At 58.2% G+C, this 17,243-nt stretch carries 17 protein-coding genes; 8 read left to right on the plus strand and 9 right to left on the minus strand.

The features are described from left to right. Together PHQ58_RS08220 and PHQ58_RS08225 are read left to right on the plus strand one after the other, a co-directional pair. Entirely contained in the window at positions 1-1,629 is a 1,629-nt protein-coding gene (locus PHQ58_RS08220) for an NADH-quinone oxidoreductase subunit C (RefSeq protein WP_300109632.1), read from the plus strand. Positions 1,630-1,680: 51 nt separating this feature from the next. Further along, positions 1,681-2,445, plus strand: a complete 765-nt coding sequence (locus PHQ58_RS08225; protein WP_300109635.1) for a 4Fe-4S dicluster domain-containing protein — start codon at positions 1,681-1,683, stop codon at positions 2,443-2,445. A gap of 389 nt (positions 2,446-2,834) precedes the next feature. On the opposite strand, the gene PHQ58_RS08230 is transcribed toward PHQ58_RS08225, so the two are convergent. Beyond that, positions 2,835-3,026, minus strand: coding sequence for a hypothetical protein (locus tag PHQ58_RS08230; RefSeq protein WP_300109639.1), 192 nt, complete (start codon positions 3,024-3,026; stop codon positions 2,835-2,837). A 374-nt stretch (positions 3,027-3,400) separates the two neighbouring features. On the opposite strand from PHQ58_RS08230, the gene PHQ58_RS08235 reads away from it, so the two are divergent. Further along, positions 3,401-4,060: a PEP-CTERM sorting domain-containing protein gene (locus tag PHQ58_RS08235; RefSeq protein WP_300109644.1), complete on the plus strand. Its 660-nt coding sequence runs from the start codon at positions 3,401-3,403 to the stop codon at positions 4,058-4,060. Positions 4,061-4,209: 149 nt separating this feature from the next. Here PHQ58_RS08235 and PHQ58_RS08240 read toward each other — a convergent pair whose 3' ends face one another. Genes PHQ58_RS08240 through hyfB form a run of 6 tightly spaced genes read right to left on the minus strand, consistent with a single transcriptional unit; the run spans position 4,210 to position 11,397 of the window. Continuing rightward, positions 4,210-4,725 (minus strand): formate hydrogenlyase, encoded by a 516-nt coding sequence (locus tag PHQ58_RS08240; RefSeq protein ID WP_300109750.1) that lies wholly within the window; start codon positions 4,723-4,725, stop codon positions 4,210-4,212. After that, entirely contained in the window at positions 4,725-6,308 is a 1,584-nt protein-coding gene (locus PHQ58_RS08245) for an NADH-quinone oxidoreductase subunit C (RefSeq protein WP_300109647.1), read from the minus strand. The genes PHQ58_RS08240 and PHQ58_RS08245 overlap by 1 nt, the downstream gene beginning before the upstream one ends. 4 nt (positions 6,309-6,312) lie before the next feature. Continuing rightward, on the minus strand, positions 6,313-7,767 hold the full coding sequence (locus PHQ58_RS08250) for a hydrogenase 4 subunit F (RefSeq protein ID WP_300109650.1): 1,455 nt from the start codon (positions 7,765-7,767) through the stop codon (positions 6,313-6,315). A gap of 2 nt (positions 7,768-7,769) precedes the next feature. Then, positions 7,770-8,429, minus strand: coding sequence for a formate hydrogenlyase (locus PHQ58_RS08255; RefSeq protein WP_300109653.1), 660 nt, complete (start codon positions 8,427-8,429; stop codon positions 7,770-7,772). Next, the gene (locus tag PHQ58_RS08260; protein WP_300109656.1) at positions 8,426-9,376 is read right to left on the minus strand and encodes an NADH-quinone oxidoreductase subunit H; all 951 of its coding nucleotides are present in this window, start codon (positions 9,374-9,376) and stop codon (positions 8,426-8,428) included. Before PHQ58_RS08260 ends, PHQ58_RS08255 begins: the two co-directional genes overlap by 4 nt. After that, the gene (gene hyfB / locus PHQ58_RS08265) at positions 9,373-11,397 is read right to left on the minus strand and encodes a hydrogenase 4 subunit B (protein ID WP_300109659.1); all 2,025 of its coding nucleotides are present in this window, start codon (positions 11,395-11,397) and stop codon (positions 9,373-9,375) included. Before hyfB ends, PHQ58_RS08260 begins: the two co-directional genes overlap by 4 nt. Positions 11,398-11,529: 132 nt before the next feature. On the opposite strand from hyfB, the gene PHQ58_RS08270 reads away from it, so the two are divergent. From PHQ58_RS08270 to panC, 5 genes are all read left to right on the plus strand, one after another. Continuing rightward, on the plus strand, positions 11,530-11,739 hold the full coding sequence (locus PHQ58_RS08270) for a DUF3460 family protein (protein ID WP_300109662.1): 210 nt from the start codon (positions 11,530-11,532) through the stop codon (positions 11,737-11,739). Between the two features lie 70 nt (positions 11,740-11,809). Next, positions 11,810-12,658, plus strand: coding sequence for a ScpA family protein (locus PHQ58_RS08275; RefSeq protein WP_300109665.1), 849 nt, complete (start codon positions 11,810-11,812; stop codon positions 12,656-12,658). 18 nt (positions 12,659-12,676) lie between these two features. Next, entirely contained in the window at positions 12,677-14,308 is a 1,632-nt protein-coding gene (gene nadB / locus PHQ58_RS08280) for an L-aspartate oxidase (protein WP_300109668.1), read from the plus strand. A 56-nt stretch (positions 14,309-14,364) separates the two neighbouring features. Continuing rightward, a complete protein-coding gene (panB, locus tag PHQ58_RS08285) occupies positions 14,365-15,264 on the plus strand; it encodes a 3-methyl-2-oxobutanoate hydroxymethyltransferase (protein WP_300109671.1) in 900 nt (299 codons plus the stop codon). A 57-nt stretch (positions 15,265-15,321) separates the two neighbouring features. Continuing rightward, positions 15,322-16,170: a pantoate--beta-alanine ligase gene (gene panC / locus PHQ58_RS08290; protein WP_300109674.1), complete on the plus strand. Its 849-nt coding sequence runs from the start codon at positions 15,322-15,324 to the stop codon at positions 16,168-16,170. 26 nt (positions 16,171-16,196) lie between these two features. On the opposite strand, the gene PHQ58_RS08295 is transcribed toward panC, so the two are convergent. Next, positions 16,197-16,418: a hypothetical protein gene (locus PHQ58_RS08295; protein WP_300109677.1), complete on the minus strand. Its 222-nt coding sequence runs from the start codon at positions 16,416-16,418 to the stop codon at positions 16,197-16,199. A gap of 154 nt (positions 16,419-16,572) precedes the next feature. After that, on the minus strand, positions 16,573-17,235 hold the full coding sequence (locus PHQ58_RS08300; protein ID WP_300109679.1) for a hypothetical protein: 663 nt from the start codon (positions 17,233-17,235) through the stop codon (positions 16,573-16,575). Between the last annotated feature and the right edge of the window lie 8 nt (positions 17,236-17,243).

A 17,243-nucleotide genomic window follows, 5' to 3' on the forward strand; every position in this document is an offset into this window, starting at 1 on the left:
ATGACTAACGCCGTGACCCTCGCCCTGCCCCAGAATGTGAACGCCACCCCTGCAACAAGCCTGGCGCCGCCCGCCAACCATTTGCAGCCACTGGCGCACTGTGACCTGAGTGCGCAAGAAACGCTCTCACTTTCAGAGCTACTTACGCAAATAGCAAAAGGGCTAGAGGCTAATTTCTTATTAATTTCTCTGTTTGGCCGCAAGGCCCTGCCTGATGAACCCCCAGGTGTGATGGTGACGGCCGTGTTGTTGCCGCCCGGTCAGGCGCTGCAGGTACTGCGCGCCTATGCCGCACCGGGGCAAAACTACCCCAGTCTGACCGCCAGTTTCCCTGCTGCGCAAATTTTCGAGCGTGAACTTTGGGAGCAAACCGGCTTGGTGCCACAAGGCCACCCTTGGCTGAAACCCGTGCGTTTTGAAGGTGCACGACAGGGACTGATGGCTGATTACCCGTTTTTCAAGGTGCGTGGGGCTGAGGTGCATGAAGTGGGTGTCGGCCCCATCCATGCCGGCGTGATCGAGCCGGGGCACTTTCGCTTCATGTGCCATGGCGAGCAGGTGCACCATCTGGAAATTCAGCTCGGCTACCAGCACCGGGGGGTGGAAGCCCTGCTGCTGAAAAGATCGCCTGAGCGGCTCACGCCGCTGGTGGAGTCCATCGTGGGCGATTCGGTGCTGGCCTATGCCTGGGCCTTCAACAGCGCCCTGGAATATATGGCAAATCAGACTGTAGCCATCACAACCATTGCGTCACGTGCTATCGGTTTAGAGCTTGAGCGCCTCGCCATGCACTTGGGCACATTGAACGGCCTTGCCACCGACATGGCCTACCTGCAGCCCGCCGCCACCTACGGGCGGCTGCGCACCGCCATCATCAATGCCAGCCAACGCGTCTGCGGCAACCGCTTTGGCCGTGGCTGGATTCGCCCGGGTGCGGCGGCGCCGATTGGAGATGAACTGCGCCAGGACTTGCTCGCCACGCTGCGCGCGTTTCTTCCTGATTTTGTGCAGGTTAACGCCTTGATTTGCAGCAGCCGCAGCGCACAAGCCCGGCTTCGTGGCGTGGGCACGGTCAGCGCCCAAGCAGCTCGTGATTTGGGCTTGACCGGTGTGGTGGCGCGTGCCAGCGGCCTGGGGCTGGACTTGCGCCACGCGCTGGCCGGCAACCTGTATGGTCATTACCCAGTTCAGCCAGTGCAACCGATACAACAGCCCATGCAGCCGCGCAAACCAGCGGAGCAAGCCAGTGGCGACTGCTGGGCGCGCATGAGCCAACGCATGCTGGAAGCTGAGGCCAGCACACAATGGCTAATCGACCTGCTGGCCGACACGGCGCTGAACCTCAAGGACACCCCGCCACCGTTCCCACAGCAAGGTGGGTCGGCCGGCACCGTAAGCTGGGCGCTGCAGCCAAACACGCTGTGCGTGTCACTGGTCGAAGGCGTACGTGGCCCGGTGATGGTGGCACTGGAAACCGATGCCGCAGGCCAGCTGATCCACGCCAAGGTGCAAGACCCCTCAGCCGCCAACTGGTTCGGCCTGGCGTTTTCGCTGCGCAATCAGCAAATTTCAGACTTCCCCATTTGCAACAAGAGTTTTGACCTCTCATATTGCGGCAACGACCTGTAAGACTGAAAGCCCGTACGACCAACTCACCCTTACCTCACCCCCACCTCACCCATGTTCAAAAGCATCGCCGTCCGCAAGTCTCAGGGCACGCAGTACATCCCTGACCTGTATGCCGCCCAGCCGGGTGGTTTTCGTGGCAAGCCGGTGATTGCGCAGACCGCTTGCACGCCAGGTTGCGTTGCCTGCGCCGAGGTCTGCCCATCAAATGCAGTGGCGCTCAACATCGCTGGCGCAGACCCGGTGGCCATCGACCTGGGGCGCTGCGTGATATGCGGCGACTGTGCGTCCGTGTGCCCCAGTCAGAAACTCAGCTTTAACAACGACGTCAAACTGAGCACCACCACCCGCGAAGCCTTGGTGGTGACAGCGGCTCGCCCCAACATCGACCCGATTCAGGTGTCCGACGCCCTGAAAAAACGCTTTGGCCGCTCCCTGAAACTGCGCTCGGTCTCGGCCGGCGGTTGCAACGGCTGCGAGATGGAGGTCAACGCCTGGGGCAATGTGAACTTTGACATCGGCCGCTACGGCATCGACATGGTCGCCAGCCCGCGCCATGCCGACGGCATCGTGCTGACAGGTGTGCTCAACCGCAACATGATGGCCGCCCTGCAAATCGCCTGGGATGCCATCCCTGAACCCAAACTGGTGATTGCCGTGGGCGCCTGCGCAATTTCTGGTGGCGTGTTTGCCGAAAGTAACGCGCTACAGCGAGAGTTTCTGGACAACTACCCGCCCAGTCTTTTCGTACCCGGCTGCCCGGCACACCCGCTCACCTTCATCAGCGGCATCATGGATTTGTTGGGGATTGCGGCGTAAATTGCAATTGCGAGCCCGTGCCTTTGCCAGAGATACTGGGGTGGCTGCGCAAGATGCAGGCGGATAACGAGATTGACGGTGTCATCGTCGATCTCGCTGCGCAACGTGACGGAAAATGTCATGAGGTAGCACTGGAAGAATTCGGAGGTGCCAGTTCAGTTGAAACCGCTTAACCGGCTACTTTTTGGGCAGCTGAACAGCTGTTTTTTTCTTCATCAGTGCGCGTCGAGACAGCCTGCAATTTTTCACGTCGATCGGCGAAGTCAATTATTTCCGCTGAGACTCTGCGACTTGCCACGGTTTCATTCACCTTGGGCCATGGCTTTTGTCGTCTGCTGAACAGTTCGAGACAAGGACCGGACGGTCAGTTCGAAGTTCTACCGATATGGTCAAACGGCGAGTGTGTAGACCTTTGCATCTGCCCGCTCAGCAAGGTTGTGCCCCGCCAAAGCGGCATCCCATTCGGAGCCCATCGCACCTACAACTGGAATCAAACCAGCAGTCATTGAAGCGACTTCTTCCACTGCTGCATCCATCTCGTTCACCATCTCGCGCGTCTCCAGTAACAGCCGAGCAATCATAGACCCGCCCGAATCAATCACAACAAGGTAACGCACAGGCCTGCGATGAAGGGTCCGTATGTGCGATTGAGGTGATTCGATACCATAAGTTTGACTCATCCGAAAATAATACTACCAATTCATTTAGCATGACAAGTCCTTAGTGAATTGCATGATGGCGGCGGGGTTTCTTGAGACGCGTGGCAACAACCATGTGGCGCACCCTGCGATCACGGAGCAAGCAATTGCGCTAGTCTGCTTGCTCGCTATCGCGGGCAATTCACGACCCTCCATTAGTTTCGAAAAGAAGTGTCGGAAAAGTTGACAGGGCAACAGATAATTTTCCATCGACAAACTGAAATTTTTCATAACTTATTGATTATTATCACTATTTCATGACAAAAATAAATTGGCCTGGATTTTGCTTTGGTTTCTACATCTTCAATTCATTTATCTTTGAGTCCAATCAAATGAAACTTAACCACATTCTTTCAGCCTTAGCCTTGACCCTTGGCTTTGCATCTGGCGCCAGTGCCGGGTTGGTTGGCGTCAAATCCGTTCAGATCAACAATGCCGCGGCATCGGACGGATGGCTGCAGGTTGCAGAATTCAGGGCTTTCAATGGGGCAAACGTCAATGTGGCTGCGAGCGCCAATGGTGGCGTGGCTACAGACACCGGGGTATACACCGGTGGCTTGGCGGTTGCGGCCAAAGCAATTGATGGCAGCACCTTGGGCAGTTATCCCAGCATTTTCCATTCTGATTCGCTCAGCCCTACGGAGACGCTAACCATTACGTTCAGCACTGTGCAGGAACTGTTGTCTTTCAATATTTTCGGGCGCACCGACTGCTGCAGCTTTCGTGATATCTACGACATCTCGTTTAAGGATTCGAATGGCGTCACGCTTCAGTTTATTGATAACCTAAGTGCGAACAATCAAAGCCACTCAGCCTCAGTCACACTGAACAACACCCGCCAAGAAGTCCCAGAGCCTACTTCGCTCGCCCTGCTTGGACTTGGACTTGTTGGCTTGGTGGCCGCTCGCCGCAAGTAATTTCAGCGTATGCACTAAAAACCCCGCTTTGGCGGGGTTTTTAGCTTCAGTTCATCGGCGCAGGATTAACCTCCTCGACAGGACACCTCCGATTCACAAAAACTGCTATAAAAGACTCGTTTTATCTCTCAGGACCTCCGTCGGCTCGACTACACCACCCGCCGCCGCACCGCCTTCAGAATGCCACGCAAAATGGCCAGCGGTGGTGGAGGGCAACCAGAGATGACTTCATCCACCGGAATGACGTTTGACACACGCCCGCAGGTGGCGTAGCTCTCACCAAAAATGCCACCGTCACACGCGCAGTCGCCTACTGCGACCACCAGCTTGGGTTCCGGCGTGGCCTCAAATGTGCGCCTCAAGGCAGTTTCCATGTTGCGCGAGACCGGGCCGGTCACCAATAACATGTCGGCATGGCGCGGGCTGGCGACAAACTTGATGCCCAGACCTTCCAGGTTGTAGTAAGGGTTGCCGAGTGCGTTGATTTCAAGCTCGCAGCCATTGCAGGAGCCTGCATCCACCTCGCGAATGGTCAGGGCCTGGCCCAAAATGTCCAGCAACTCGGCTTGAATACGCGCGGCCTCTACCTGCGCCGCCTCACCAATGTCAGGCGCGGGCTCCGTGCACACACCGGTCTTGACGATCTGATGAACAACTTTCCAAATCATAGGTCTTGCCCCGAATAGCTCAGGTTGAACGACTTGTTGATGATGGGAAAGTCGGCCACGATGTTGTTCATGATGGCGTGCTCCAGCACCGGCCAGTTTTGCCAGGAGGGGTCATGCAGGTGGCAACGCTGAATTCGGTGGTTTTGATCTTCGCCCCCCAGTTCCAGGGCCACAAACAATTCACCACGCCAGCCTTCAACCCAACCGGCACCGCGGCTGGGCTTTTTCGGCAAGGCAAGCGGCGCGTGAATGTCGCCCACCGGCAGGTCGCGCAGCATGAGCCGGATCAAGCGCAAGGACTCAAACACTTCGTCAAAACGCACCAACACCCGTGCTGAGACATCGCCATTGTGGTGGGTCGCCATGGCCACGGTCAGCGTGTCATAGGGCACAAACGGGTGGTCACAGCGCACATCCCAGGTTTGGCTGCTGGCGCGCCCGGCCAGGCCAGTCAGGCCCAAACGCGAGGCCAGTTCGGGCAGCACACGCCCGGTGGTCATCAAACGGTCTTGCAAGCCGGCATGGGATTCAAAGATGTCAAAAAGCCTTCTAACCTCAGTCTCGATCACATCACATTGGTTCGACAGCAGATCGCGTTGTGCACGGTCAAGATCACATGCCACACCGCCCGGCACGATGAGGTCCATCAACCAGCGGTGACCAAACACCTGCGCATGCAGACGCAGCCAGTCTTCCTTCAGCCTGGAGAACTGTGCCAGCGCAAAGGCAAACGCGGCGTCGTTGCCAATGGCGCCCAAATCTCCCAAGTGGTTGGCAATGCGCTCACGCTCCGCCAGCAAGGCGCGCAACCAGGCGGCCCGCGTCGGAATCACGCAGCCACAGGCCGACTCAAGCGCCATGCAATAAGCCCAGGCGTAGGCCACGGTGCTGTCCCCAGACACCCGTCCGGCCAAACGATGCGCCTCCATGGGCGGCAACTGGGTCATGCGCTGCTCGATGCCTTTGTGGGTGTAGCCCAGGCGCTGCTCCAGCCGCAGCACTTTTTCACCGACCACAGAAAACCTGAAATGACCCGGCTCGATGATGCCGGCGTGCACTGGGCCGACGGCGATCTCGTGCACGCCATCGCCATCCACATGCACAAATGGGTAGTTTTGCAACGCCGTCGGTGCCACTGCCGGCAGCTGTTGCGGGTTTTGTTGCAGCGGGAAATGGTCAACCGGCCAGGCGCCGTGGTTGAGCCACGGGCGCACATCTTGTGCACCCTGGGCCTGCACCCCTGACAAATCAGCGGCCGCTCGCTGCATGCGCGCTGCGGGCAAAAATATGGTGGAGATATCCGGGTAGACCAGCTGCCCGGCTTTTTCCATCAGAGGCAGGGACAACCAGAAAGTACCCTCCAGCGTGACATAGGCGGCGCACATGCAAGCCGGCTCTTGCGCCAAATCGTCATGCCCGCCCTGGCCCATCGGCCCGGCCCAAAGCGCCAGCAGGCGGCCACCTTCGTCACGCACGGCGGTGGCAACACTTTGCCATTGTTGCGGCGTCACCAGAGCGTGCCAGATCGGCACGGGCGCGGGCAATGCATCAAATTCAAGGTCAAGTCCGGGAATTTGCATGGTCTTAGCCCCCCAACAGGCTTGCCGCCTGCACGTACCAGCCGTTCAGATAAGGCGGAATATAAAGCCCCAGCACCAGCGCCAACGCCAGGTGCAAAAACACCGGAACCAAGGCCGGCGGGTGCAACAAAGCTTTCAGCGTGGTGTCGCCAAATACCATGGGCAAGACACGAATCAGGATGGACGCGAACGCCACGCCCAAGGCCAGAAACAGGAAAGGCGCCGCCCAAGGCTGCTCCCGCATGGCGGTGGTCAAAATCAAGAACTCGCTGGCAAACACGCCAAACGGCGGCATGCCCAAAATGGCCATCACGCCCAGCATCAGGCCCCAGCCGACGGTAGGATTCACCTTGATCAGTCCACGAATCTCACTCATGACCTGGGTGCCGGCTTTTTGTGTCGCATGGCCCACGGTGAAAAAGATGGCGGATTTCACCAGCGAATGCACCGTCATGTGCAGCAAACCCGCAAAGTTGGCCACTGGGCCACCCATGCCAAAGGCAAACGTGATCAGGCCCATGTGCTCAATGCTGGAGTAGGAAAACATGCGCTTGACATCTTTTTGGCGCGACAGAAAAAATGCCGCCACCGTCACCGACAGAAGGCCAAAACCCATCATCAGCTGGCCCGCCATCGGTGTCCCTAGTGCACCATCGGTCAGCACCTTGCAGCGCAGCACGGCGTACATGGCCACATTGAGCAGCAAGCCCGAGAGCACGGCCGACACCGGCGTGGGGCCTTCAGCGTGCGCATCGGGCAGCCAGCTGTGCAGGGGTACCAAGCCAATCTTGGTGCCATAACCAATCAGCAAAAACACAAACGCCAGGGTGACGATGGTCGGGTCCAGCTGGCCCTTGATGTCGTTCAGGCTGGTCCACAACAAAGTGGCGTGCTCGGGGCCGAGCACCTTGTCGGCCGCCATGTACATCAAGATCGTGCCAAACAGGGCCTGCGCAATGCCTACGCCACACAAGATGAAATACTTCCAGGCCGCCTCCAGGCTGGCCGACGTGCGGTACACGCTAACCAACAGCACGGTGGTCAAGGTGGCGGCTTCCATCGCCACCCAAATGATCCCGAGGTTGTTGGTGGTAAAGCCCAGCAACATGGTGAAGCTGAACAACTGGTACATGCTGTGGTACAGGCGCATGCGCGGGGGTGTCATCTTGCCGTGGTCTTGCTCGACGCGCATGTAGGGGCGCGAAAAAATGGCCGTGGTCAAACTCACAAAAGCAGTGAGCGTGACCATAAAGACATTCAGCGGGTCAATGAAAAACTGGTCATGCCACAGCAGCTGTGACCCTTGGTTAACCACCTGCGCGGTGAGCACACACGCTGCCAAAAAAGTCAGCGAACTGAACAACACATTGATGTCACGGGCATAGGAACGGTGCCCAGTCAAGGCCAGCACCACTCCGCCCAGCAACGGTGCACCCAGGACAAAAGACAGGGCGTTCATGTTCAATCTTCCTTGAGCGTTTCAAGGTGATGAATGTCCAGACTGTCAAACTTTTCGCGAATCTGAAACATGAACACACCCAAGATCAACACACCCACCAACACGTCCAGCGCAATGCCAAACTCGACAATCATCGGCATGCCATTGGTCACAGCGGTGGCGGCAAAGATCAGTCCGTTTTCCATCGACAAGAACCCGATCACTTGCGGGATCGCCTTGGAGCGCGTGATCATCATCATGAATGACAAAAACACGCAGGCCAGTGCAATCCCCAAAGAGCCGCCTGCAATCGAGTCTGACAGTCGTGAAATCGGCAGTGCCAGACTGAAGGAGAAGATCACCAGCGCAATACCGACCAACATGGTGGTGGGTATGTTGAGCAGGGTCTCAATGTCCCAGCGCACATTGAGCTTGCGGATCATGCGGTGCAGCATCCATGGGATCAACACCACCTTGAGCAGCAGCGTCAAGCCTCCTGAAATGTACAGATCCGGCTGGTTCGTCGCATACCCGATCAAAAAAGACGTGGCCACCAGTGCAGCCCCCTGGATCATGAACAGGTTGACCAGCGAGACAATGCGCCGCTGCGAAATCATGGCAAAGGACAGCAACAGAATCAGGGTGGCAAACAGGTTGATCAGCTGCGGTGCAAATTTGATCATGCCACCCCCAGCAAGACGTTGACCAACAAACCAATCACGGCAATCAGGAAAGCTGTACCCAAGAACTCAGGTACGCGAAAAATCCGCATCTTGGCGCTCAGGGTTTCAATCACAGCCAACACCACGCCACCCACCGCCAATTTGAGCGCCAACACTGGCAGAGCCAGCAGCAAAGCCAGCGGCGAATTGGCCTCTGCCACACCCCACGGGAAAAACAGCGCCAGCCCGATGCAGGAATAGGCAAAGAGTTTCAGGCTCGCCGCCCACTCCAACAGCGCCAGGTGACGCGCTGAATACTCCAGAATGAGCGCCTCGTGAATCATGGTGAGCTCCAGATGGGTGTCGGGGTTGTCCACCGGCACGCGGGCATTTTCGGCCAGCGACACCATGGTGAATGCCACACCGGCCAGCAACATGCTGGGGTAAATGGCCAACTCACGGTGCGCCAGCGTTTCCACAATGGCAGTCAGCGAGGTCGAGCGGGTGATCATCGAGGCGCAAAACAGCACCATCAACAACGCTGGCTCGGCCAAAAACCCCACCAGCATTTCGCGGCGCGCGCCCAAAGACCCAAACGCCGTGCCCACGTCCATTGCTGCCAGCGAGATGAACACCCGGGCCAGGGCAAACAAACCCACCAGCGCGATGGCATCGGCGGCAGGCGACAGTGGAAGATCGGTAGAGATCGTCGGAATGATGGCGCTGGCCAGCAGCATGCAACTGAAGATCACATAGGGTGCGGTTCGGTAAAGCTGCGACGCGTGCTCGGCCATCACAGATTCTTTGTTGAAAAGCTTGTGCAGCATGCGGTAGGGTTGCAACAAGCCCGGCGCTGATTTATTTTGCAGCCGAGCACGCCACTGGTTGATCCAGCCCGTGAGCAAAGGGGCCAACACCAAGGCCGTGATCAGCGCCAGCAGTTGCGAAAAGACGCCCAGCAGACTCATCGCTTCACCACCAGCAACACCACGATCAGGGTCACAAAGCTGTACATCAGGTAAACCGCAATACGCCCCTGCTGCAACAGACCAATGATCTTGGACACCCGCTCCACCAGATGGGCCACCGGTAAATACAACCAGTACCACAGCGGGTCTTCCACGCTGACCTTGTAGCTGGGATGCTCATCAAACGCCGAGGGTAGCTTGCGCGTCATCCGGAAAAATGGCTCAAAAATCTGCCGGATCGGCTGCCCAAATCCCTCTGCCGTGTCCTGCATGCGGGCGGTTTGCCAGGGGTAGCCGCAGTCCCAAGGTGGCACCCGGCGCATGCGGCCGTGGTAGAGCTTGCGCACCAAAAGGAAGACCAGCGTGAAACTGGCCAACACGCCAAGTAAAAAGATGGCAGGCGCGTAGCTGGCCCGCTCAATGCTCACCGGCACCAGCAGCCAGCCACTGTCGGCCACCGTGTGCGCCAAACCAGCCCCCACCAGCAGTTGGGTCGTCGGGTCAATCAAGGCAATCACCTGGTTGGGGAACAGGCCCAAGCCCACACAACCGATCACCAGCCACACCATGCCCAGGCGCTCCCAGCGCCCGGCGTCATGCGCATGTTGTAATTTTTCTTCACGTGGCTGCCCAAGAAAAATCACACCGTAGTACTTGACCATGGTGAAGCCTGAAAGCGCAGCAATCAGCGCAATCAGCGCCGCCATCACTGGCACCAGCATGTCCAGAAAAGAACTGGGCAGACCCGTGGTGAACAAAAAACTTTGCAACAGCAACCATTCAGCCACAAAGCCACCAAACGGCGGCAACCCGGCACACGCCAGCACGCCAATCAGCGTGGGCCAGGCCACCCAGGGCATGGTGCGCATCAACCCACCCAGCTTGCCCAGACTACGCTCGCCAGTGGCGTGCATCACCGCACCGGTGCTGCAAAACAGCAGGCTCTTGAAAAATGCGTGCGCCAGCATGTGGTACATGGCTGCGGTGAGCGCCAGCGCCGACAAAGCTTTCATGCCATACGCAAAAAACAACAGCGACAAACCCATGCCGGCACAAATCAGGCCAATGTTCTCAATCGACGAATAAGCCAGCAGGCGTTTCATCTCAACCTGCACGGTGGAGAACACCACGCCAAACAAAGCCGTGGCCAGGCCAATGGCCATCAGCAACACGCCCCACCACCAGATTTGCTCTTGCAGCAAATCAAACCCCACCCGCAAAATGCCATACAGCGCGATCTTGAGCATCACGCCACTCATCAAGGCGGAAAAGGGTGAAGGCGCGGCCGGGTGCGCCTCGGGCAGCCAGACATGCAGGGGCAGCAGACCTGCCTTGGCGCCAAAACCGAACACCGCCAGACAGAAGGCCACCGAGCCCCAGAAAGGTGTCAGGTGTTGCTGACGCATGTTGGCAAAGGTGTAGTCCCCGGTGTTGGCCTGCAACAGGCCAAAACACAGCAAGATACCCAGCGCACCGATGTGCGCGACCAGCATGTAGATGTAGCCAGCGTTGCGAATCTCGGGAATGCGGTGGTTGGCCAGCACCAAAAAGAACGAGGAAAACGCCATGGTTTCCCACACCACCATGAACACATAGGCATCGTCAGCCAACACCACCATGGCGATGCTGGCCAGAAACACGTGGTACTCCAGGCAAATCAAGCCGGGCGGCGTGCCTTCGCCCTGGCGAAAATACCCAGCGGCAAAGGCCGAGACGCCTGCTGCCACGCCACCAATGAGCAGCAAAAAGTACGCCGACAAGCTGTCAAGACGCAAATGAAAGGGCAACTGTGGCAAACCCAACGGCAACACAGCAGTTTCAGGGCTGCTGAACACAGCGCTCAAGGCCACGGCCATCAACAGCAGCGAAAAAACCGCACCTGCCGGGAAAAGCACAACGGCCACAAAACGAAAACGCCGCAGGGCGGCGATGCCCAGGAAACCGATCAGAAGCCACGCCACCACCACGACCAACACCCAATCCAGATGGACCCAGGTGGCGGGATGGATGAAGCTGTTCATGGGTCTAGGGGGGTGGGTTTGATGCTGGTGAGCGGCGGCAATATTACACCCTCAAGAAATCCATCAGACCGGATCCAAGACCCTTTGTGGCGGCCTGAGATGCCGGGCTAAAATAGCCCAAAAGGTCACACCATGAACATCTTCTACCGTCCCCAGTACCAATCCGTTGCCACCCAGTTCATCGACGAACTGAAAGCCAAAGACCCTGAGCTGGAGGCGAAACAGCGCCAAGGGCGTGAATTGCTTTGGGACAAACCGGTCGACCGTGAAGCCTGGGCCGAGTACCGTGCGGCGCAAGTCAGCCAAAAGCCCTACGTCTACCAGACCGAAAGCGATGAATAGTCGTTTCAGCCTCTAGCTTTTTATAAATAAGCATCTACTGCTATTTATTCGATAGTTTTTTCAGAGCGACATGGTTGACGCAGCCACGCTGGTCAGCAGCAAACACCAGAACTTGCCCAGTACGCCTACCGTGGTCGACCAGGTCGCCGTGGCGCGTCTGTATGGTGAACCGCTGTTTGCCATGCCACAGGACTTGTACATCCCGCCAGATGCGCTGGAGGTATTTCTGGAGGCCTTTGAAGGACCGCTGGATTTGTTGCTCTACCTGATCCGCAAACAAAACTTCAATATTCTCGACATTCCCATGGCAGGGCTGACGCGCCAGTATTTGAGCTATGTGGAAGAAATTCGCCATCGTAATCTTGAGCTGGCGGCCGAATACCTGCTGATGGCGGCCATGCTGATCGAGATCAAGTCACGCATGCTGCTGCCACCCAAGCACGTGGCTGACGGCCAGGAGGCCGATGACCCGCGCGCCGAGTTGGTGCGCCGCCTGCTGGAATACGAACAAATGAAACTGGCGGCCGCCCGACTCAACAACCTGCCCCAGCTGGGTCGGGATTTTTTGCACGCCGAGGTTTATATCGAGCAAGCGCTGCAACCAAGGTTTCCGGATGTCAGCGTGAGCGAGCTGCAAGACGCGTGGCAAGCCATTCTGAAACGTGCCAAACTGGTGCAACGGCACAAGATCACCCGCGAAGAGCTGTCGGTGCGAGAACACATGACCATGGTGTTGAAAAGACTGCAGGGCAAACGCTTCGTCGAGTTTGAAGCCCTGTTCAACGCAGAAAAAGGCGCTGCCGTGCTGGTGGTGACCTTCATTGCCCTGCTGGAACTTGCCAAAGAAACCTTGATTGAAATTACCCAGGCCGAAGCTTTTGCACCCATTTACGTGCGGCTGGCCTACACACCGTCTTAAACCCATTCCGGAGTTTTCATGAATTCACGTCAAACCACACCTACGACTGCCCCCTTGCACTTTGACGTGTTGATTGTGGGAAGCGGGTTGGCAGGCCTGAGCGCCGCCCTGCTACTGCCCGCCGACAAACGCGTGGCAGTGATTACCAAACGTGCAGTGTCCGAGGGGTCGAGCGGCTGGGCGCAAGGTGGCATTGCGGCGGTCTGGAGCAAAGACGACAGCTTCGAGGCCCATGTGGACGATACCCTGGTGGCGGGCGCTGGTCTGTGCGACCTGGAAGCCACCCGTTTTGTGGTGGAAAACGCGCCCAAAGCCATTTCCTGGCTGCAAACCATGGGCGTGCCATTTTCCGAGGAAGACGGCCACCTGCACCTGACTCGGGAAGGTGGCCACAGCGCCAGGCGCATCGTGCACGTGACCGACGCCACCGGCGCCGCCGTGCAGCGCACGTTGATCGACAAGGTGCAAAAAACCCCCAACATCACCCTGTTCGAAAACCACACCCTGATTGACCTGATCACCAGTGACAAGCTGGCCACACACCGCAGCAGCCCGATGGACAGTGCCGTGCACAGCAACCACTGCCTGGGGCTTTACGCGCTCGACAGCGACACCGACCAAGTGCTCACCTTTGAGGCGCCACAAACCATTCTGGCCACCGGTGGTGCGGGCAAGGTCTACCTGTACACGACAAATCCCGACACCGCCACCGGTGACGGCATTGCGGCGGCGTGGCGTGCTGGCTGTCGGGTCCAAAACATGGAGTTCATCCAGTTTCACCCCACCTGCCTGTACCACCCACATGCCAAGTCATTTTTGATCAGTGAGGCCGTGCGTGGCGAAGGCGGACGCCTGCTGCTGCCCGATGGCACCCGCTTCATGCCCGCGCATGACCCGCGCGCAGAATTGGCGCCACGCGATGTGGTGGCGCGTGCGATTGACTTTGAGATGAAAAAAGGTGGCTTTGACTGCGTCTACCTGGACATCTCGCACCAGCCCCTGAGTTTCCTGAAAGAACACTTCCCCAACATCTATGCGCGTTGTCTTGAGTTGGGCATCGATATTTCCAAACAACCCATTCCAGTGGTGCCTGCAGCGCATTACACCTGCGGCGGCGTGCTGGCGGACCTGCATGGCCGCACCGACATTGCGGGCTTGTACGCCATTGGCGAAACAGCTTGCAGCGGCTTGCATGGCGCCAACCGACTGGCCAGCAACTCGCTGGTGGAATGCATGGTGTTTGCCCAGGCCACCACGCAAGACATCGTGCACAGCGCAGGCGTTGCCGCCCCGGCCCTTCCCGCCTGGGACGACAGCCGGGTCACCGATGCCGATGAAACCGTGGTGATCTCGCACAACTGGGACGAATTGCGCCGCTTCATGTGGGACTATGTGGGCATCGTGCGCACCAACAAGCGCCTGGACCGTGCCGCCCACCGCATCGCCTTGCTGCAAGGTGAAATTCAGGAGTTTTATGCCCACTTTCATGTCACCCGTGACCTGCTGGAATTGCGCAACTTGGTGATGGTGGCTGACTTGATTGTGCGCAGCGCCCAGGCGCGCCATGAGAGCCGCGGGCTGCACTTCAGCCGTGACTACCCCAACCTGCTGGACCAGGCGCTACCCACCATTTTGGACCCGCACGCCTGAGGCCAACTGCGACGAGCCTGCGTTAGACTCGCGCCACATTTTTTGGGGAACACCGTATGAATCAGCCCTCAGCCCAAAGCGCCTCACCTTACGGCACCTTGCCACCCACCAGCAACCCAGCCCTGCGCAAGCCGGTGAGTCTGCCGCGGCTGCTTGAAATGCACGGCCGGGGTGAAAAAATCACCATGCTCACGGCCTACGACGCCACCTTTGCTGCAGTAGCCGATGCCGCTGGTGTCGACTGTATTCTGGTCGGCGACTCGCTCGGCATGGTGTGCCAGGGGCTGTCCAGCACCGTGGGCGTCTCACTTGACACCATGCGTTACCACGTGGAAAGCGTCACCCGTGGCGTGCGCCGGGTTCAGGGTACGGCCTGGATTGTGGGTGACCTGCCTTATGGCACGTACCACGAGTCCAAAGAACAAGCCTTGCGCAGCGCGGCGGTGCTGATGCAGGCCGGCGCCCACATGGTCAAACTAGAGGGCGGCGGCTGGACGGCTGACACCGTGCGCTTTTTGGTGGAGCGAGGCATTCCGGTGTGCGCCCACCTGGGGCTCACCCCCCAAACCGTGCACGCGCTGGGCGGCTACCGGGTGCAGGGCAAAACCCTGGAATCCGCTGCCATCATGAAGCGCCACGCGCATGAATTGCAAGATGCAGGCGCGTCGCTGCTGGTGCTTGAAATGGTGCCTGCCGCCCTGTCTACCGAGCTCACCGCCGAGTTGGCGCGCTGCCCCACCATTGGCATTGGTGCGGGCAGCGGCACCGCTGGCCAGGTGCTGGTGTTGCATGACATGCTGGGGCTGAACCTGGGCAAGATGCCCAAGTTTGTGCGTAACTTCATGGCCGATCTGCCTGGCGTACAAGGCCAGCACGGCATCAAGGAAGCCATGCAAGCCTATGTTGAGGCGGTCAAAAATGGCCGCTTCCCCGACAACGCCCTGCACGCCTGGTAAACAGACTTTTACAGACAAAATAGACCTCTAGCCCTTATAAATAAAGCGCTAAATGCTATGAAAATAATAAAAACCATCACTGAATTACGTGACCACCTAAGTCACTTCAAGCGCCCGGCCTTTGTGCCCACCATGGGCAATCTGCACGAGGGGCATCTGACGCTGGTGCGTCAGGCCAAGCCCTTGGGCGACGTGCTGGTGGCAAGCATTTTTGTCAACCGCCTGCAATTTCTGCCGCATGAAGACTTTGACACTTACCCGCGCACCTGGGAGGCCGACTGCGCAGCCCTAGAGGCCGCTGGCTGTGATGTGCTGTTTGCGCCCACCGAGAAAGAGCTTTACCCCGAGCCACAAGGCTTCAAGGTGCACCCACCAGTTGAGTTATCAGACCTGCTTGAAGGGCATTTTCGTCCCGGGTTTTTTGTCGGTGTGTGCACCGTGGTGCTCAAGCTGTTTAACTGTGTACAACCCCGCGTGGCCGTGTTTGGTCAAAAAGACTACCAACAGTTGATGGTGATCCGGCGCATGGCGCAGCAGTTTGCACTGCCCATCGACGTCATTGGTGGTGCCACGCTGCGTGCCGCCGATGGCCTGGCCTTGTCATCGCGCAACAACTACCTAAGCCCTGGTGACCGTGCCGAGGCGGTGCACTTGTCTCAAGCGCTCAAGGCCATGGCGCAAGCCCTGCGCGAAGGCGCCGTTGACATCAGCGCGTTGGAGCGCCAAGCCATGACCCATTTGACTGCCCGAGGCTGGCAGCCCGACTACCTGGTGGTGCGCCGCCGCGCTGACCTGCAGCCACCCGCCACTGGCGACATCCCTGAGCTAACCCACAACCAGGGCTTGGTCGTACTTGGCGCCGCCCGCCTTGGCGCGACCCGCCTGATCGACAACCTTGAGGTCTGAGGGGCAGACCTCAATTCGCCTCAAAACTAGCCTTTCTTGCCGCCCATCACCAGCAGCATGCCACCGACTACGATGGCGCCAATGCCAGCCCACAAAGGCACATTGACGGTTTCTTTCTCTTGCACCGTCAACTCAAGCGGACCCAGCTTCACGGCCGTGGTGTCCTTGGTGTAGCTGAAGCCACCGTAGACAAGCCCCAAACCACCCAGGACGATCAGAACAACACCGACAAGTTTGATTGAGTTCATGGATTCACCTTGTAAAAATTCTCACACAAACCTCGACACCAACGGCATCAAGGTGTTTGACATGCGGTTCATTAAAACACGCCAGGGCCATGAATCTGGCTGACTTACGCCACCATGGCACCACTTGCGGTGCGTCCAAAAACATTGTTTCCGTTCACTTGAAATCCACAAAAATGCCCGGCACATGCTGCACGCCTGTTTGCTTGGCCAGTGAATCACGCATACCTTCCAGCGCCTTCATCTTACACAGCGCCCGCAAACTGTCTTCGGTGCAAATGGCCAGGCCGTAGCGCTTGGCCTGCACCACGAATTTGGCGTGGGCGTCATCCAACACCGGTTTCCCGTCTTCCAAGGGGATGGCACTCACCATTTGGTGCGACAACATCTTGACCACGGGGTCATTGATCAGCACCGGACGGCTGATTTTCAGCCCCACACCATTGGCCGCGTGAATCACCTCCAAGCCCGCAGCGCTCACATCCATGGAGAAGCTGAAGTCCACCGTGTACTTGATGATGACCGTGACATCAGCGGCCAGCTTGAACGACTCTTTGGGAACTTGCGCCACGTGCACATACTCACGCACCACTTTGGCAACAGGCGACGTCAGTTGCGCCACCAGCGCTTGCCTGCCGGCGTCAAGGCACTCACCATACCGGGTGTAGCCTTGCAGGGTTTTCTTCACCTGTGCGGTTTCAGTTTGGGCTTTCAACAGCTTGTCACTGCCGACCTGCTTTTCCCCAAAATGGCGCACCTGCAACACCACATACACCAAACCAGCTGTCAGCAGACAGCCTGAAATCGCAAAAATCGTCATCGGCTCCA

The sequence above is a fragment of the Rhodoferax sp. genome (assembly GCF_028688795.1).
Classification (GTDB): Bacteria; Pseudomonadota; Gammaproteobacteria; order Burkholderiales; family Burkholderiaceae_C; genus Rhodoferax.

Excerpts from the sequence above, each read along its gene's own strand:
- PHQ58_RS08220 (WP_300109632.1), top strand. The coding sequence starts at position 1 with ATGACTAACGCCGTGACCCTCGCCCTGCCCCAGAATGTGAACGCCACC.
- PHQ58_RS08225 (WP_300109635.1), top strand. The coding sequence starts at position 1,681 with ATGTTCAAAAGCATCGCCGTCCGCAAGTCTCAGGGCACGCAGTACATC.
- PHQ58_RS08230 (WP_300109639.1), bottom strand. The coding sequence starts at position 3,026 with ATGATTGCTCGGCTGTTACTGGAGACGCGCGAGATGGTGAACGAGATG.
- PHQ58_RS08235 (WP_300109644.1), top strand. The coding sequence starts at position 3,401 with ATGACAAAAATAAATTGGCCTGGATTTTGCTTTGGTTTCTACATCTTC.
- PHQ58_RS08245 (WP_300109647.1), bottom strand. The coding sequence starts at position 6,308 with ATGCAAATTCCCGGACTTGACCTTGAATTTGATGCATTGCCCGCGCCC.
- PHQ58_RS08250 (WP_300109650.1), bottom strand. The coding sequence starts at position 7,767 with ATGAACGCCCTGTCTTTTGTCCTGGGTGCACCGTTGCTGGGCGGAGTG.
- PHQ58_RS08255 (WP_300109653.1), bottom strand. The coding sequence starts at position 8,429 with ATGATCAAATTTGCACCGCAGCTGATCAACCTGTTTGCCACCCTGATT.
- PHQ58_RS08260 (WP_300109656.1), bottom strand. The coding sequence starts at position 9,376 with ATGAGTCTGCTGGGCGTCTTTTCGCAACTGCTGGCGCTGATCACGGCC.
- hyfB (WP_300109659.1), bottom strand. The coding sequence starts at position 11,397 with ATGAACAGCTTCATCCATCCCGCCACCTGGGTCCATCTGGATTGGGTG.
- PHQ58_RS08270 (WP_300109662.1), top strand. The coding sequence starts at position 11,530 with ATGAACATCTTCTACCGTCCCCAGTACCAATCCGTTGCCACCCAGTTC.
- PHQ58_RS08275 (WP_300109665.1), top strand. The coding sequence starts at position 11,810 with ATGGTTGACGCAGCCACGCTGGTCAGCAGCAAACACCAGAACTTGCCC.
- nadB (WP_300109668.1), top strand. The coding sequence starts at position 12,677 with ATGAATTCACGTCAAACCACACCTACGACTGCCCCCTTGCACTTTGAC.
- panB (WP_300109671.1), top strand. The coding sequence starts at position 14,365 with ATGAATCAGCCCTCAGCCCAAAGCGCCTCACCTTACGGCACCTTGCCA.
- panC (WP_300109674.1), top strand. The coding sequence starts at position 15,322 with ATGAAAATAATAAAAACCATCACTGAATTACGTGACCACCTAAGTCAC.
- PHQ58_RS08295 (WP_300109677.1), bottom strand. The coding sequence starts at position 16,418 with ATGAACTCAATCAAACTTGTCGGTGTTGTTCTGATCGTCCTGGGTGGT.
- PHQ58_RS08300 (WP_300109679.1), bottom strand. The coding sequence starts at position 17,235 with ATGACGATTTTTGCGATTTCAGGCTGTCTGCTGACAGCTGGTTTGGTG.